The 14928-nt window shown below is 65.7% G+C and carries 12 protein-coding genes; 5 read left to right on the forward strand and 7 right to left on the reverse strand.

From position 1 onward, the window contains the following. Positions 1-45 precede the first annotated feature (45 nt). Genes dsbG through dsbD form a run of 3 tightly spaced genes read right to left on the reverse strand, consistent with a single transcriptional unit; the run spans position 46 to position 3357 of the window. Positions 46-807, reverse strand: coding sequence for a thiol:disulfide interchange protein DsbG (gene dsbG / locus GIB19_RS23100; protein WP_099454857.1), 762 nt, complete (start codon positions 805-807; stop codon positions 46-48). 1 nt (position 808) lies between these two features. Further along, positions 809-1645 carry a TlpA family protein disulfide reductase gene (locus GIB19_RS23105; RefSeq protein ID WP_099428706.1) on the reverse strand — a complete coding sequence of 279 codons (837 nt, stop codon included), beginning with the start codon at positions 1643-1645 and terminating at the stop codon, positions 809-811. Beyond that, positions 1645-3357 carry a protein-disulfide reductase DsbD gene (gene dsbD, locus GIB19_RS23110; protein ID WP_099428707.1) on the reverse strand — a complete coding sequence of 571 codons (1713 nt, stop codon included), beginning with the start codon at positions 3355-3357 and terminating at the stop codon, positions 1645-1647. Before dsbD ends, GIB19_RS23105 begins: the two co-directional genes overlap by 1 nt. Before the next feature lie 164 nt (positions 3358-3521). On the opposite strand from dsbD, the gene GIB19_RS23115 reads away from it, so the two are divergent. From GIB19_RS23115 to GIB19_RS23125, 3 genes are all read left to right on the forward strand, one after another. Next, positions 3522-4205 (forward strand): response regulator, encoded by a 684-nt coding sequence (locus tag GIB19_RS23115; RefSeq protein ID WP_027592904.1) that lies wholly within the window; start codon positions 3522-3524, stop codon positions 4203-4205. After that, positions 4202-5524, forward strand: coding sequence for an ATP-binding protein (locus GIB19_RS23120; protein ID WP_274888149.1), 1323 nt, complete (start codon positions 4202-4204; stop codon positions 5522-5524). Before GIB19_RS23115 ends, GIB19_RS23120 begins: the two co-directional genes overlap by 4 nt. A 164-nt stretch (positions 5525-5688) precedes the next feature. Beyond that, positions 5689-7080 (forward strand): aspartate aminotransferase family protein, encoded by a 1392-nt coding sequence (locus tag GIB19_RS23125; RefSeq protein ID WP_274888151.1) that lies wholly within the window; start codon positions 5689-5691, stop codon positions 7078-7080. Positions 7081-7119: 39 nt separating this feature from the next. Here GIB19_RS23125 and GIB19_RS23130 read toward each other — a convergent pair whose 3' ends face one another. Together GIB19_RS23130 and GIB19_RS23135 are read right to left on the reverse strand one after the other, a co-directional pair. Next, positions 7120-8088 carry a siderophore-interacting protein gene (locus tag GIB19_RS23130; RefSeq protein WP_274888152.1) on the reverse strand — a complete coding sequence of 323 codons (969 nt, stop codon included), beginning with the start codon at positions 8086-8088 and terminating at the stop codon, positions 7120-7122. Positions 8089-8160: 72 nt separating this feature from the next. Further along, a complete protein-coding gene (locus GIB19_RS23135; RefSeq protein WP_099428710.1) occupies positions 8161-9282 on the reverse strand; it encodes a cupin-like domain-containing protein in 1122 nt (373 codons plus the stop codon). A gap of 140 nt (positions 9283-9422) precedes the next feature. Between GIB19_RS23135 and GIB19_RS23140 the strand changes: the two genes are divergently transcribed. Beyond that, on the forward strand, positions 9423-10385 hold the full coding sequence (locus GIB19_RS23140; RefSeq protein ID WP_274888154.1) for an alpha/beta hydrolase: 963 nt from the start codon (positions 9423-9425) through the stop codon (positions 10383-10385). A 44-nt stretch (positions 10386-10429) separates the two neighbouring features. Here GIB19_RS23140 and pvdN read toward each other — a convergent pair whose 3' ends face one another. Next, entirely contained in the window at positions 10430-11719 is a 1290-nt protein-coding gene (pvdN, locus tag GIB19_RS23145) for a pyoverdine-tailoring periplasmic protein PvdN (protein WP_274888155.1), read from the reverse strand. A gap of 16 nt (positions 11720-11735) precedes the next feature. Then, positions 11736-13082 (reverse strand): pyoverdine-tailoring dipeptidase-like protein PvdM, encoded by a 1347-nt coding sequence (gene pvdM, locus GIB19_RS23150; protein ID WP_274888156.1) that lies wholly within the window; start codon positions 13080-13082, stop codon positions 11736-11738. Positions 13083-13280: 198 nt separating this feature from the next. Here pvdM and pvdP point away from each other — a divergent pair, with 198 nt between their 5' ends. Continuing rightward, the gene (pvdP, locus tag GIB19_RS23155) at positions 13281-14906 is read left to right on the forward strand and encodes a pyoverdine maturation tyrosinase PvdP (protein WP_274888157.1); all 1626 of its coding nucleotides are present in this window, start codon (positions 13281-13283) and stop codon (positions 14904-14906) included. Positions 14907-14928: the final 22 nt, after the last annotated feature.

Here is a 14928-nt window from a genome sequence, read left to right on the forward strand (position 1 = left end):
GGGCGGCGCTCGATTTCTGCCCCACTGCAAAACTCAACACATGCGCTAGCGCTTACCCAAAATCTTCCCAAGCAGCTCCGGCCGCGGTGCCCCTTGTTGGCTCTGCAAGTTACCCTGCTCATCCTGGTAGAAAATCGCCGGGGTCGCCTGCAGCCCCATTTCTTCCATCAACGCCATGTTCGCCGCCAGCTTCTGCTGCACGGCCTCTGGCACCTTCTCCAGCGGCTTGAGCGTACTGGCCTTGCCGGCCTTCTCGTGCTCTGCCAATGCTTTGGCCGGGTCTTTTGCCGCCAGCAATGCCGCCGACTTGGCGGGGCTGTCCTCGCGAATGATGCCAACCATGATGTGGCGCAGCTGCACCTTGCCCGACTCGACCCACGGCCGCGCCTGTTCCCAGAACATGTTGCAGTACGGGCAGTTGGGGTCGCTGAACAGGTACACCTTGCGCGGGGCGTCGGCCTTGCCGTCGGCGATCCAGGCGGTTTTCTCCATCTTCGCCCAGATTTCCTTGCTCATCGGCCCATACACCAGCTTGTCCAGCGGTGCGGCGCTGAGGTCTTGGCCTTGTTCGTCGAACAAGCTGCCGACCAACACATGCTTGCCATCAGGCGTCAGGTACAGGGCGATGCCGTTGTTCTGGTATTCGGCGGCGTAGCCGCGCAGGCCGTCGGGGGCGTCGAAGCTGCCCTTGATCACGGCGCCCTTGGCTTGTAGTTGCTGGATCGCCTTGGGCAGTGCGTCTTCGGCGTGCAAGGGCGGGGCGGCCAGCAGGGCCAGGGACAGGGGCAGTAGTGCAGTCAATCGCATGTTAGTTTCCTTGTGCGGCAGGGGTGGGCGCGGTGGCCCGGTCGAAAGGTTCCAAGGCATGGCGCAGGCTGGCCCGGGACAGCTCGCCAAGGTGGCTGCCGATCAGCCGCCCATCACTGTCGTAGAACAGCGTGGTGGGCAGGGCCATCGAGCCGACGCGCTGGGCCAGTTGCCCGGCGCCGTCGAACAGCACGTGGGTCAGGCTCAAGCCAGTGGTGGCGAGGAAGGTGCTGACGTTCTCGGGTGTTTCACCTTGGTTGACGAACAGGAAAGTCACGTGGGGATAGTCGCCCTGGGCCTGTTGCAGCACCGGCATCTCACGCCGGCACGGCGGGCACCAGGTGGCCCAGATGTTGATGACCAGTGGCTTGCCGCGGTAACTGTGCAACGCCACGGTCTGCCCGCCGGCGTTGCGCAGGCTCAGCTCAGGCAGCTCGGTGCCTTTGCTGTACAGGTGGCTGCCCAGGCTGCTCAGGCCCCAGAACAACGCGCCGCTGAACAATGCCCAGCCCAGCGGGCGGCGCAGGCCTGGTTGACGCCAGCCTTGCCAGAGCGCGGCCAGCACGATGCCGGCAAGGCCAGACCAGAACAGGAAGCCGCCGTCGCGGATGTCGATGACCTGCACCAGGTCATCCTGGTACATCGGCCAGTAGGCCACGACGAAGCCCAGGCGCGCGCACAGCACACCGATCAGAAACAGGTTGAACAGGGCCGACTCCGGGCTTTCGCCACCGCGTCGGGCGACCCACCAGCCGACCACGCTGGCGATCACCAGGGCGGTGAGCATCAGCAGGTGGTTGAGGGCCATGGTCAGTGGCCCGAGGGTTACGGTCAGCATCAGCCTTGGCTCCTGGTCTGGGTCCAGTGTTGCAGGAACGCGGCGGCATCCACTTCACCGGTGATGCGCCGCGCGCGGCGTTCGTCGCCTTCCGGGCCGACCCAGATGATGCTGGGCGGGCCGGGTACCTGGTAGCGTTGCAACAATGCCTTGCTCGCCGGGGTGTCGGCGGTCACGTCCAGGCGCAGCAGTTGCACGCCGGCCAGGCTGGCTTGCACGTCGGCGCGGGTGAAGACGTTTTTTTCCATGACCTTGCACGACACGCACCAGTCGGCATAGTAGTCGACCATCACCCACTGGCCACGGGCTTTGGCGGCCTCCAGTTCGCGTTGCAGGTCCTCGGGGCGGTTGACGGTGACAAAGGCATCCTCGGCGTGCTGCCCGGCCGCAGGCGCGGCACCCCCGGCGAACGGGCGCAGGGGTTGCCAGAGGTCATCCCCCCCGGCGGCCGCGCCGACCAGCAACAGGGCACCCCAGAGCGCGCCCAGCAACGGCACCGCGCGCAGTGCCGGCAACCGTTGCAGGGCCGGCCAGGCGGCCCAGGCCAAGGCGATCAGCCAGGCGCCGCTCAGGGCCAGCAGCAGGCTTTCTGGCAGCAGGCTGCGCACGGTGTACAGGGCCATGGCCAGGAACACGAAGCCGAACACGCCCTTGACCCGATTCATCCATGCGCCAGGGCGTGGCAGGTAGCGATTGCCCAGGGTCACCAGCAACAGCAGCGGCACGCCCATGCCCAGGCCCAGGCTGAACAGCACCAGCGCACCCTGCAGCACGTCGCCGCTCTGGGCGATATACAACAGCGCGCCGGCCAGCGGTGCGGTCATGCACGGGCCGAGCAGCAAGCCAGAAAGCGCCCCGAGCAATGCTGCGCCGTACAGGTTGCCGCCGCGGGTGCCTTGGCCGGCGCGGTCGAGGCGATCGCGCAGGGCAGCGGGCAACTGCAGCTCGAAGGCGCCGAACATCGGCAGCGCCAGCAATACGAACAGTACCGCCAGGCTGCCCAGCAGCCAGGGTTGCTGCAACCAGGCCTGCAGGCTGGCGCCGAGCAGCGCGGCAACTACCCCCAGGGCGGCGTACACCAACGCCATGCTCAGCACGTAGACCCCGGCCAGCAGCCAGCCGCGCCGGGCGCTGGCACCATTGCCGAGCACCAGCCCGGCAAGGATCGGCAGCATCGGCAGCGAGCAGGGGGTAAAGGCCAGCAGCAAGCCGAGGCCGAAGAAGGCCAGCAGGCCCCAGGCCAGGTTGCCCTGTCGCAGGTTGCTGGCCAAGGCCTGGTCGCTGGCCTGATCGGCGGCGGGGGCCACGCTGCCGCCCAAGTCGATGGCAGTGGTCTGCGGTGGGTAGCACAGGCCGGCGTCGGCACAGCCTTGCCAGCCCAGGCGCAGTTGGCCTTGCGCACTGGCCGGGATCAGCAGTTCGAGCTGGTCGCGGTACACCGCGCTGTCGCCGAAGAATTCGTCATGGTGGTTGAGCGCGGGGGGCAGCTGTGGCTGCTGCTCGGGGCTCAGGCCGTCGAACTTCAGGCGCTTCTGGTACAGGTAGTAGCCTTGCTTGATCTGAAAGAACAGGCGCATCTGGCCGTCGGGTTGGCGGTCGTGGCTCAGGACAAAGGCCTGGTCGACCGGCAGGAAGTCGGATTTGACCTCGAACGGGTTGGCTTGCAGGGGGCCGGCCAGCAGGAGGGCCAGGAACAGAAAGAGGGCGCGCATGTCTTCGCCTTGGCTATACGATGAAGTGGGCCATGCTGGCCTGGGTCGATTAACCCAAGGTTAACCCGGTCCTACATCCGCCTAAACGCACGCTCAAGGTCCATAATCCCCTCTTAATCCACCCGTGGTGCAGTATCTGCCTCACTTACCCCGGAGCCCCCACCATGCACGTTCTGCTCTGCGAGGACGATGACCTGATTGCCAGCGGCATCTGCGCCGGCCTCACCGCCCAGGGCCTGACCGTGGACCGGGTAGCCAATGCCGCAGGTGCGCGGGCGATGCTCCAGGCCGCGCAGTTCGATGTGATGATCCTCGACCTCGGCCTGCCCGACGAAGATGGCCTGAAGCTGTTGCGGCGCTTGCGTCAGCAGGGCGAGACCCTGCCTGTGCTGGTGCTCACCGCCCGCGATGCGGTCACCGACCGGGTCGATGGCTTGCAAGCCGGTGCCGACGACTACCTGCTCAAGCCGTTCGACCTGCGCGAGCTGGCAGCGCGCCTGCACACCCTGCTGCGCCGGGTGGCCGGGCGCGCGGTGAATGTCATCGAGCATGGGCCGCTGCGTTACGACCCTAGCAGCTGCGAAGCCTTCCTGGCCGGGCAGCCGGTCGATCTGTCCCGTCGTGAGCAGGCGCTGCTCCAGGCATTGCTGCAGAACCCTGGGCGGGTGCTGTCCAGCGAGCAGTTGAAGGACTGCGTGTACGGCTTCAGCGATGAGGTCGAAAGCAACGCCCTCAACGTGCATATCCACCACCTGCGACGCAAACTTGGCAACGGTATCGTCGAGACCGTGCGCGGCCTGGGCTACCGGCTTGGCCCGGCGCAAGCACCGGAAGAGGCTGCTTCATGAGCCTGCGGGTACGCCTGAGCCTGATCCTGGGCAGCGCCTTCGTGATTATCTGGGTACTGGCTGCCGCGTGGATGCTGCGCGACCTGCGCCAGCAGATGATGTTCTCCCTCGACCAGCGCCTGGTGGCCTCGGCACGCATGGTGGCCGGCTTGATCGACCAGTTGCCGCAGCCGCTGGCGGCCAAGGGCGAGGACGCGCACTTTTCCGCCGACCAGTTCAGCGTGCCGGATGGCATGGCGTGCCAGGTAAGCTCGCTGCGCGGCGAGATCCTGGCCAGCAACCACAAGCATGATGGCGCCATGGATGACCAGCGCAGCGGCTTCCGTGACCAGACCATCGACGGCGCGTTGTGGCGTACGTTCACCTACAACCACGGCGATGTGCGCATCACCACCGCCGACCGCCACATGGAGCGCGAGTCCCTCAACCAATCGATCCTGCTGGCCGCCTCGGCGCCGGTGCTGATGGCTTTGCTCGGCAGCCTCGGCCTGTTGTGGATCGGCTTGGGCAAGGGCCTGGAGCCGCTCAACCGGATGCGCGACGCCTTGCGTCGAAGGCGCGCCGACAGCGTCGAGCCCCTGCAGGTGGCGGGCCTGCCCAGCGAGCTGCAGCCGCTGTTGGACACGCAGAACCAGTTGTTCCTGCGGATCGCCCAGACCATCGAGCGCGAGCGGCGCCTGACCGATGACGCCGCCCACGAGCTGCGCAGCCCGCTGACGGCGATCAAGACTCACCTGCAGGTGGCGCGGATGACCGACGGCGCGGTGCGTGAACAGGCATTGGAGCATGCCGAGCAAGGTACCGACCGCATGCACCGCACGCTTGAGCAACTGCTGATGCTGGCGCGTGTGGAAGGCAGCCTGTCGTTCGAGGATGGCGTGCAGTGCAGCGCCGAGCAGGTCGCCCGCCAGGCGGTGCAGGATGCCGGCGGTGGCGATAACCGTCGCATCGTATTGCGCCTGCCCGAGGAGGCCACGCAAATCTACCTAGGCATGCCCGCGCCGCTGGCAGTTGCGGCCTTGCGCAACCTGCTGGACAACGCCCTGCGCCATGGTGGCGAAAGCGCGGTGGAGTTGGAGGTGCAGATGACTGACGGCCAGGTGGGCTTCATGGTGCGCGACCACGGGCCGGGCATTGCCGAAGCAGACCTGCAGCACCTGACCGAGCGTTTCTGGCGCAACGGCCAGAGTGGCGGGTGTGGGTTGGGCTTGGCGATCGTCCAGGCAATCGTCCAACGCTGTGCCGGCAGCCTGCGCTTCGACAGCCGTGGCGATGGCTTGCGGGTGCTGTTGCAGGTACCGGCGCGTTCGGGGCGTTGATCTGCTGGCCTGGGCCGGCCTATTGGCCGGCCCAGGCTGTAAAAATCCCACAACAACCGCTAAATCCTCCTTGCGCTGAAGCGTTCTCCAAGCGACAACTACCCGCACACATCTGCTTACAGGGGCGTGGCGGGGCACTTTCGCTTGCTTGCGAGGATCTACCCATGTCGACCGCTTCCAGCTTTGCCCAGGTCTTGCCGGCCAGTGCGCCGCAACCCCTGTACGCGTTCACCGATTCGCCCTTGCTGCAACGCCAGCAGCAACAGGAATCCAACGCCCGCAGCTACCCGCGGCGCATCCCGTTGGCGCTCAAGCGCGCCCGTGGCATCCATGTCGAAGATGTCGAAGGCCGTCAGTTCATCGACTGCCTGGCCGGTGCCGGCACCTTGGCCCTGGGCCATAACCACCCGGTGGTGATCGAGGCGATCCAGCGTGTACTGGCCGACGAACTGCCGCTGCACACCCTCGACCTGACCACGCCGGTCAAGGACCGCTTTGTTCAGGACCTGTTCGGCGTGCTGCCCGAGGCGCTGCGCCGGGAAGCCAAGGTGCAGTTCTGCGGCCCGACCGGGACCGATGCCGTTGAGGCGGCGCTGAAACTGGTGCGCGGCGCCACGGGGCGCAGCACCGTGCTGGCCTTCCAAGGTGCCTACCATGGCATGAGCCAAGGTGCGCTGAGCCTGATGGGCAGCCACGGGCCCAAGCAGCCGTTGGGCGCCTTGTTGGGCAACGGTGTGCAGTTCATGCCGTACCCGTACGACTACCGTTGCCCGTTCGGCTTGGGTGGCGAAGCGGGGGTGAAGGCTAACCTGCATTATCTGGAAAACCTGCTGCTCGACCCAGAAAGCGGTGTGCCGCTGCCGGCGGCAGTGATTCTTGAAGTGGTGCAGGGCGAGGGCGGGGTGATCCCGGCCGATATCGAGTGGCTCAAGGGCGTGCGGCGGATCACCGAGCAAGCGGGGGTGGCGCTGATCGTCGACGAGATCCAGAGCGGCTTCGCCCGCACCGGGCGGATGTTCGCCTTCGAGCATGCCGGTATCGTGCCGGACGTGGTGACCTTGTCCAAGGCAATTGGCGGCAGCCTGCCGCTGGCGGTGGTGGTGTATCGGGACTGGCTGGACACTTGGAAGCCGGGCGCCCATGCTGGCACCTTCCGTGGCAACCTGATGGCCATGGCCGCAGGTTCCGCAGTGATTAATTACCTGGTCGAACATCGCCTGGCCGAGCATGCCGAGGCCATGGGCCAGCGCCTGCGTCAGCATTTGCTTCACCTGCAGCGGGATTACCCGCAACTGGGTGATGTCCGTGGGCGTGGGCTGATGCTTGGGGTGGAGCTGGTCGACCCGCAGGGCCAGCGCGATGCCCTGGGCCACCCGGTGGCCAACCGTGAGCTTGCGCCGAAGGTGCAGCGTGAGTGCCTCAAGCGTGGCCTGATCCTGGAGCTGGGTGGGCGCCATGGCGCGGTCGTGCGCTTCCTGCCGCCGTTGATCATCAGTGGCGAGCAGATCGACGATGTGGCGCAGCGGTTTGCCGAAGCCCTCAGGGCTGCTGTCTGATCATTACCGGGGGCGCACAGCGCCCCCAGCATTACTGCATCAGTCGAATGTGCGCCCGGCCCGCCAATACCCCATCAGCGTCAGGCAGTCTCGCGGCAATCCGCGTTCCTTGATCAAGTACCGGCGGATATCCATCACGGTCGCCGACTCGCCCGCCACCCAGGCATGGAATGCGCTGTGGCGTGTGCTGGCCTGTTCCCACAAGATGCGCGTGTCGATGTCCACCTCTTCCAGTTTCAGCCGGGGCGCGACGCTGCCATCCGGCAGTCCGGCCAGTTCGCGCACGGCATGCTGCATGGCCTGGCCATGCTCGCAGTGCAGCAGCTCGCGGGGCAGCCAGTGCACGTGGGCGGCGGCGCTGTGGCGCAGCGCCAGGCAGTCGGCCTCCAGGGGCACCTCGATAAAGGCTTGCACCGCAAGCTCGGGCTGCATGTCGGCCAATTGCTCAAGAATGCCGGCGATGGCCGGTAGCGCCGTTTCATCGCCTATCAGCAAAACATTGCGTACGCCTTGCGGCGGCTTCCATTCATAACCGCCCGGGTCACCGGCATAGGCCAGATTGGGGGCAACCATTTGCAGGCCATCGCCCACCTGGGCGTGGGTGGCCCAGGCCGAGGCAGGCCCGTTGACGCCGTGCAACACGAAATCGACATCGACCTCCAGGGCTTCCCGGCGCAAGTCTCGAATGGTGTAGGTACGCATCGGTGGGCGTTGGGCTGGCGGCAGGGCGCTGTGCGCGGCCTTCCAGTGCAGCTCGTTCGGCAGGCTCGGCAGCGAGCCATCGGGGGCCGGGAAGAACAGCTTTACGCGCTGGTCAGGGGCCAAGGTGCACATCTGGGCAACATCGGGGCCGGTGAAGACCAGGCGCGTCAGCGACGGGCTGAGGCTGATGCGCCGGGCCAGCACCAGGTCGAACACGCGGTAGGCGCTGGTGCTCGGCGAGCGGCCCTTGACCAGCCGGCGCAAGCCTTGCTGCAGCGCCTGGGACAGGCGGGTGGGGTTGGCCATGCGGGAGTCCTCTTGCAAGCGGTTTCTCTAGGAACGAGCCGACGCCACTGCAAATTAACCCCGCAGGTGCGGCTACCAGCCGCGCCCGGAATTCACCCAGAAGTTCACCGACAACGACGTCGACACCGACTGCACCTGGTGGAACCACCCTTCAGGCAGGAACAACAGGTCACCGGCCTGCAGCACCACGCGCAGGAACGGCACGTCACGCGCGGCTGGGAAGCGCTGGTAGTCCGGTGCGTCGGGGTTGAAATCGCAGCCGTCCAGGCCGCCCTTGGGGCTGGTCGACCAGGTGCCCAGCGCCGCACGGTGGTGGGGCGCAGCCAGGATGAACGACTTCTGCCCCCACACTTGGGCGAACAGGTTGTCGGTGTCGTCGCGGTGCAGGGGCGTCAGGGTGCCCTTTGGGCCGATCCAGATGCGTGGCGAGATGAAGCGCTGGCGCTCGAAGTAGTCCGGAAAGCGGATCAGGGTCAGGAGTTTTTCCGGGACGATGTTGTTGCCCATGTAGGCCGGCGTTTCGCCAGGCTTGGCCGGGGTGTCCAGCGAGGCGATGAAGTCGGCCATGGAGGTCGAGCGGAAGTCGCGGTCGGTAGAGAAGGTTTTCTTGACGTAGTCACCGTGCCGGGTAATGCCTTGCAGTTCGGCGAAATGCTCAAGTGACGCTTCGCGGCCCATGGTGAACAGTGGCCAGTCCTGCAGGGCATCGCTGAGCACCACCGGTATGCCGTGCGCCAGGTAGTCGCTTTGAAACCGTTGCAGGGGCATGTCTGCCCGGGCAATGCGCTGCACCTCGCGCTGCACCGCCAGCGCGGCCGAGACCCGCTCGCTGAGGCGTGCCGGCGTTGGGTAGCGCTGGTTCATCGCCACCTTGGTCGCTGCGGTGCCTTTGCGGGCGTTGTTGATGATTTGCGGTAGCAAGGTGGCCAGGCCCATGTTGCCGGTGATCTTCAGGCGTGCGCTGGCGAACAGCTCCTCGACGTTAGCCGTGCCGCCCATGATGCCGAGGAAGTCGCGCTCGGCCACCTCGATGGTGACATCCGGGGTGCTGTGCCGGCCTGCGCCGGTGCGGCTGGTGTCGCGCACTTCCGACCAGAAGGCACGGTCCGGGCCGAAGACGAACTGGAACACGCCTTCGATGCCGACGGCATGGGCGTTGGCGAACAGTTTGCTGAGGATGCTCTGAAGGTCCACGGTTAGCCTCTGACGGGATTTCGTTGTGCAGGGATAACGAGTGTGTCCGCCATCGATTTAGCGGCGCTTACAGCTAATTTTCGGTGGGCCTTCTACGTCCCGTAGGGACAGCAGTCATATTGTTCAAGCAAGGATCCGACATGGCATTGCACCCTGATCTGGCGGGATTTCTGGAGCTGGTCGAATTTGGCCGGTTGACGGGCAGAAGCCTGCCCATGCACGCGATGGACGTGGCCCAGGCCCGGGCCGAGTTCGAGGGCAGTTCGCAGGTGCTCGACCCAAGCCCGCCCGGCAGCGTGGCGGTGAGCGAGCTGCAGGTCCCGGCGCGCGATGGCGCCAGCCTGCCAGCGCGGCTGTACCGCACGGGTGACGCAGGCGATGCCTTGCAGCCGGTGATCTTCTACCTGCACGGTGGTGGCTATGTGGTGGGCAGCCTCGACTCGCATGATTCGGTGTGCCGCCGCCTGGCAGCCATGGGTGAGTTCGCGGTGCTGGCGCCGGACTACCGATTGGCGCCAGAGCAGCAGTTTCCGATAGCGCTGCACGATGTGCTGGATGCCGCCAACTGGCTGGCCGAGCAGGCTGGGGCGTTGGGCTTGGACAACCGCCGGGTGGTGGTGGCCGGGGACAGCGTCGGTGCCAGCCTGGCCGCCGTGCTGGCCATCACGGCCGTCGAGCAGCCCGAAGCGCTGGCGTTCAAGCCGCTGGCGCAGTTGCTGTTCTACCCGGTGACAGACATTTCCTGTCAGCGCGACTCTCACCGCGAGCATGCCGAGGGGTACCTGCTGGAAACGCCTACCCTGGAGTGGTTCTACCAGCACTATGCGCCGCAGCCGGAGCAGCGTCTGGACTGGCGTGTGTCGCCCTTGCTGTCGACGGTGCGCGAGCCATTGGCGCCGGCGTACCTGTTCGTGGCCGAGTACGATCCGTTGCATGACGAAGGGCTTGCCTACCGAGACTGGCTGGTGGCGGGGGGGACCGAGGTGACGTTTGCTCGGGTCGAGGGGCTGACCCATGACTTCTTGCGCATGTCCGGGATCGTGGGGCAGGTGGGGGAGATTTATCAGGATGTGGGGGGCTGGCTGAAGAAGGTTGGGGGGTGAGTTACCGTTGGAATCGCTGGGGCGCAAAGCGCCCCCAGCATTCGTCACGAACTACGCACCCGCCGCCCCAGCACATCGACCAAGCGGTCGATCTCGGCCTCGGTGTTCAGCAGCCCAGGCGCGGTACGCACCACCGGCCCGGCATCACGCGACACGGCATCGACGACAATGCGCTGGCTGTTGAGATACCCGGCCACGTCATCCGCATCCTGGCCCTTGACCCTGAAAAAGGTAAACCCAGCCGAGTACTGGGCACTGCGCGGCGTCACCAGTTCGACCGCTTCAACCGCTTCAAGACGCTGCTTGAGGTAGTCATTGAGCCCATGAATACGCGCCTGGATATTCGCCTTGCCCTGCTGCAGGTGCAGCTCGAATGCCTTGCCCAGCGCCCAGCGGTGCTCAAAGGCATGGTAGCCGCCTGGGGTCATGACGGTGGCGAAGTCTTCATTCTCGGAAAACGTGGCAATGGTCGGGTTCAGCTGCTTGAGCTCGGTGGAGGCCGCGCAGATGATCCCGGTGCCACGTGGTCCGAACATCCACTTGTGGGTGCCGGCGATGAAGTAGTCGCAGTTCAGGTCGGCAAAGCGCATGTCCTCAACGCCAAAGCCATGTACCCCGTCGATCACGTAAATAATGTGGTCGTTCTCATCGCGCTGGCGATTGACCTCGCGTACCAGTGCGCCAATCTCACCCACCGGCAGCTTCACACCACTACCCGAATGGACCCAGGTCATGCCCAGTACCCGCGTCTTGGCGCTGATGGCCGCAGCCAGGGTGCCGAGTACCTGGTCGGTGCTGACCTGTGACGGGTTCTCGAACAGGCGCAAGCGGCGCACCGGCGTGCCATCGCGGGCAGTGCGGAAACTCATCGTCTGGCGCGCCGCCGAATGCTCGTGCACGGTGGTGAGAATTTCCTGCCCAGGTGCAAGCTTCAGGCCGCCATAGATCAGGCCCAGGCCTTCCGTGGTGCTGCCGGTCAGGGCGATCTGTCGGGGGTTTACCTCAAGGTAGCGACCGGCCCATTCACGCACTGCGGCCTCGTGCTTCCACTCCGCCTGGCTGTCCCAGTCAACCCTGCGCGCCGGGTGGCGGTCGAAGCTCGCACGCAAGGCCTCGATGGCCTCGCGCACCGGCTTTGGGTGTGACGTGATCAGAAAGTTGGCGAAGTGCGCGTAGGCGGGGTCCAGGTCGAACAGGCCGCGAAAGGCGGCCCAGGCGTCGCTGCCAGCGGGTGGTAATGGCGCGGCCTGAGCGCCCGGCAGCAACTGGCTGGCCAAGGGCAGGGCAGCGGCCAGCAGGCCTGCCTGCTTGAGGAAGGTACGGCGGTCGTTCATGAAGGCGCTCGCAGGGTTATCGGGACGAAGTGGTGGCGGGTTGCGCGGCGTGCTGCACCTGCTCCCACACCCGCAGGAAGTTGCCGCCCCAGAGCTTGGCGATATCGGCCTCGGAATAGCCCCGGGTGATCAGTTCGGCAGTGACGTTGCGCGCTTCGCTTGCGTCGTGCCAACCGTCGATGCCGCCGCCTTCATTGAAGTCCGAGCTCAGCCCCACATGGTCGATGCCGACCTTGCGCACCGTGTAGTCGATGGCGTCGCCGAAGTCTTTGAGCGTGGCCGGTGGCTCTTCGTCGAGGATGCCGTACAACGCGTTGGCGTACTGGCCCACCTTCTGCTCGGGCCAGCCGGCGATGACCGGGTCACCCGGCATCAGCGCGTAGTTGAGGTTGGCCAGCGGCGGCAAGTCGTAGCGGGCGCGCAGGGCGTTGAGTTTGTCCTGGGTTTTCGCGCTCAGTGGCTTTAGGTAGGTGGAGAAGGCCACCAGTTGAATCACGCCGCCGCTGTCCTTGATCAGTTGCATTTCCTTGTCGGACAGGTTGCGGGCAATGTCGACCATGGCGCGTGGCGCAGAGTGCGACGCCACCACCGGCGCGCGGCTGAGGCTGACCGCCTGGGTCAGTGCCTTGCTCGACATCTGCGACACATCGATGATCACACCCAGGTCGTTAAGCCGCTGTACGGCGCGTTTGCCAACCGGCGAAAGGCCGTCCAAAGCATCGGCGGTGTCATTGAAGAACGGCAACGGGCGCGAAGAGTCTGCCCAGCTGTTGTTGCCCACGTAGCTGAAGCCGAACATGCGCACGCCGCGGGCGGCCCAGCGGTCGAGCTGGTCGATATCGTCGCCCAGGGCATAGGCATTGAGCATGCTGAGGAACACCGCGAACTTGCCTTCGCCGTGCAGGCGTCGCATGTCTTGCGGGGTGTAGGCGATACCGACCTGTTCGGGGAAGTCGCGGACCATGGCGTCGATGGCGTTGTAGCGCACGTCCTGGGTGTGGCGTGCGGCTTCGACGAAGCCTGCGGTCGGCCGGTGCGGGCCATCGTCGCCGGTCCACGATTCGGGCCAGGCGAAGATCGTCAGCGCGGCGCCAGACAGCCGCCCGCGGGCGGCCTTGGCCAGGTCGAAGCGGCCATTGCCATCCTTGTCGGCCTCGCTGCCTTCAGTGCCGAAAGTCAGCGGCAGGGTGACATGGCTGTCGAACGAGATGATGCGTTCCTGCAGGTCGTTGGCCTGGCGCACCACCTCTCTGGAGTAGCCGGCCGGCGTGGTGAAGTAGTGCCAGGCGGTAAACCCAGCACCTGCGGTCACGGCCGCGGCCAGGCTGATAAACAGGGCTTTTTTCCAGCGTGGAGTCGTCATCTTGGTCTCAGTAGGTTCACCGTCGAGGGATGGGCACAGAGGCCGCCGCTACCTGGAGTGAACGAGCCCACCCCGTGGAAATTTAGCCAGCCGTGGCGGCGCCCCTGCGTCGGCAGCGGTAAATTTCGCGGTGTGGACAACGTTCTAGCCTTGGACGGGCTGTGCTCCACGGCCGCAATAAATGCACAGGTAGTTGCAATGACGATTTCTCGACGCGGGTTCATCGCCGGTGTGGCATTGACGGGCGTGGTGGTGCCCGGTGCGTTGTATGTACAGCGCCAGCGGGCCGCCGAGGCGTTTCCGGAAACCCCCGGCGAGGCGGTCGTCGAACGGGCTGATACGCACCTGCAGCAGTTGGGTGACACCTTGCGCGGGATCTGGCGCTGGACCTTGCAGGGCAAGGACGCGGGCCTGCAAGGGTTGCCTGAGGGCGAGCTGGAGCTGTTCCTGGATGTTGCGCCCAGTGGGCGGGCGTTGCGCGGCTACTTGGATACCCCTGAGCGCCTACGCAGCGATGAACAGCCGCGTTACCGTGTGGTGGGCGACCTGCTGGCAGACAAACCGGGCACTTTACGCTGGCGCTTGTTCTCGAGCCGGCCAGGTGAGGTGCAGGCCCGCTACGAATGCCATATCGTCATCGACGAGGTCTGGGGCCGCTTCGGCAATGCCGGGCCCGCGACCCTCAACGGGCGCATTGCGCCACTGGACCGAGCGTTGTCGTTGCCGGTGCAAGACAACCACTTTCTGGCGCTGAAACACACCTTCCCCGAGGCGCGCGAGCGCACGCCGTTAAGCCCGCAACTGCTGGCCTGGTTGATCACCCCGGAGCACCGACTGTTCCACCAGTTGTGGCATTCCTCGCGTGACAAATGGCACAAGCTGGACAAAGACAAGCAAGCCGCCCTGCGCGGCTTGGGCTGGCAGCCGGGGCCGCGTGATCGGGAGCGTGACGCGCGCGGCCGGCACAAGGATCGCAACGGTTCGGGTGAGGATTTCTTTTTCATGCACCGGCACATGCTTGGCAGTGCCCGCGGCTTGCAGGACCTGCCTTCATGGACGCGGTTTCCGCAGCCACAACCGGAGCTTGAGCGCGACCGTGCCGGGTTCGCCCGCTATTGGGACAACCATGACGGCAACGCCTTGCCGCCCACCTGGTTGGCGAGTGGTGATGCGGAATACACCCAGTGGGTGCGCGACATCAAGCACCCGGATACCTACCATGGCAACTTCCAGGTCTGGGAGTCGCGTTACAGCGACCCGGACTACCTGAGCACACTGACCCTGGGCCAGTTCGGTTCAGAGGTGGAGCTGGGCCTGCATGACTGGCTGCACATGCGCTGGGCTTCGGTGCCGCGTGACCCGGCCAACGGCATGCCGGTGCCGACGGCGCGCACGCCTGACGACTTTGCAGCGCGTTGGTTTGCGGCCGAAAACGACTTTCTGGGTGACCCGTTTTCATCCCATGTAAACCCGGTGTTCTGGCACTTTCATGGCTGGATCGATGACCGCATCGAGGACTGGTTCCGCGCCCATGAGCGGGTTCACCCCGGCGAGGTGCGGCGCCTGGAAGTCAATGGCGTGCCTTGGTTTGCGCCAGGGCGCTGGGTCGAAGTGTCGGACCCTTGGCTAGGGCCTGACACCCATGGTTGCTCGACGGTGCCGGGCTTGCGGCCGGGGCGCAGCGTCGAGATGGACCCGGAGACGATGAAGCTGGCTTTGCGCATCATCTACAGCGATGAAGACCTGTTCGGCAAGTTGCGACCGAAGGTGCCCCAGCGGCCTTGGTATGCGCGCAATCTGAAGGTGGCGCAGCGGTCGCTTTGAGGGGGATTGGGGATGGGATCGG

The sequence above is a fragment of the Pseudomonas sp. ITEM 17296 genome, assembly GCF_028895205.1.
Lineage (GTDB): Bacteria > Pseudomonadota > Gammaproteobacteria > Pseudomonadales > Pseudomonadaceae > Aquipseudomonas > Aquipseudomonas kermanshahensis.

Excerpts from the sequence above, each read along its gene's own strand:
- GIB19_RS23130 (WP_274888152.1), bottom strand. The coding sequence starts at position 8,088 with ATGGCCAACCCCACCCGCCTGTCCCAGGCGCTGCAGCAAGGCTTGCGC.
- GIB19_RS23120 (WP_274888149.1), top strand. The coding sequence starts at position 4,202 with ATGAGCCTGCGGGTACGCCTGAGCCTGATCCTGGGCAGCGCCTTCGTG.
- dsbG (WP_099454857.1), bottom strand. The coding sequence starts at position 807 with ATGCGATTGACTGCACTACTGCCCCTGTCCCTGGCCCTGCTGGCCGCC.
- dsbD (WP_099428707.1), bottom strand. The coding sequence starts at position 3,357 with ATGCGCGCCCTCTTTCTGTTCCTGGCCCTCCTGCTGGCCGGCCCCCTG.
- GIB19_RS23105 (WP_099428706.1), bottom strand. The coding sequence starts at position 1,645 with ATGCTGACCGTAACCCTCGGGCCACTGACCATGGCCCTCAACCACCTG.
- pvdP (WP_274888157.1), top strand. The coding sequence starts at position 13,281 with ATGACGATTTCTCGACGCGGGTTCATCGCCGGTGTGGCATTGACGGGC.
- GIB19_RS23140 (WP_274888154.1), top strand. The coding sequence starts at position 9,423 with ATGGCATTGCACCCTGATCTGGCGGGATTTCTGGAGCTGGTCGAATTT.
- GIB19_RS23125 (WP_274888151.1), top strand. The coding sequence starts at position 5,689 with ATGTCGACCGCTTCCAGCTTTGCCCAGGTCTTGCCGGCCAGTGCGCCG.
- pvdN (WP_274888155.1), bottom strand. The coding sequence starts at position 11,719 with ATGAACGACCGCCGTACCTTCCTCAAGCAGGCAGGCCTGCTGGCCGCT.
- GIB19_RS23115 (WP_027592904.1), top strand. The coding sequence starts at position 3,522 with ATGCACGTTCTGCTCTGCGAGGACGATGACCTGATTGCCAGCGGCATC.
- pvdM (WP_274888156.1), bottom strand. The coding sequence starts at position 13,082 with ATGACGACTCCACGCTGGAAAAAAGCCCTGTTTATCAGCCTGGCCGCG.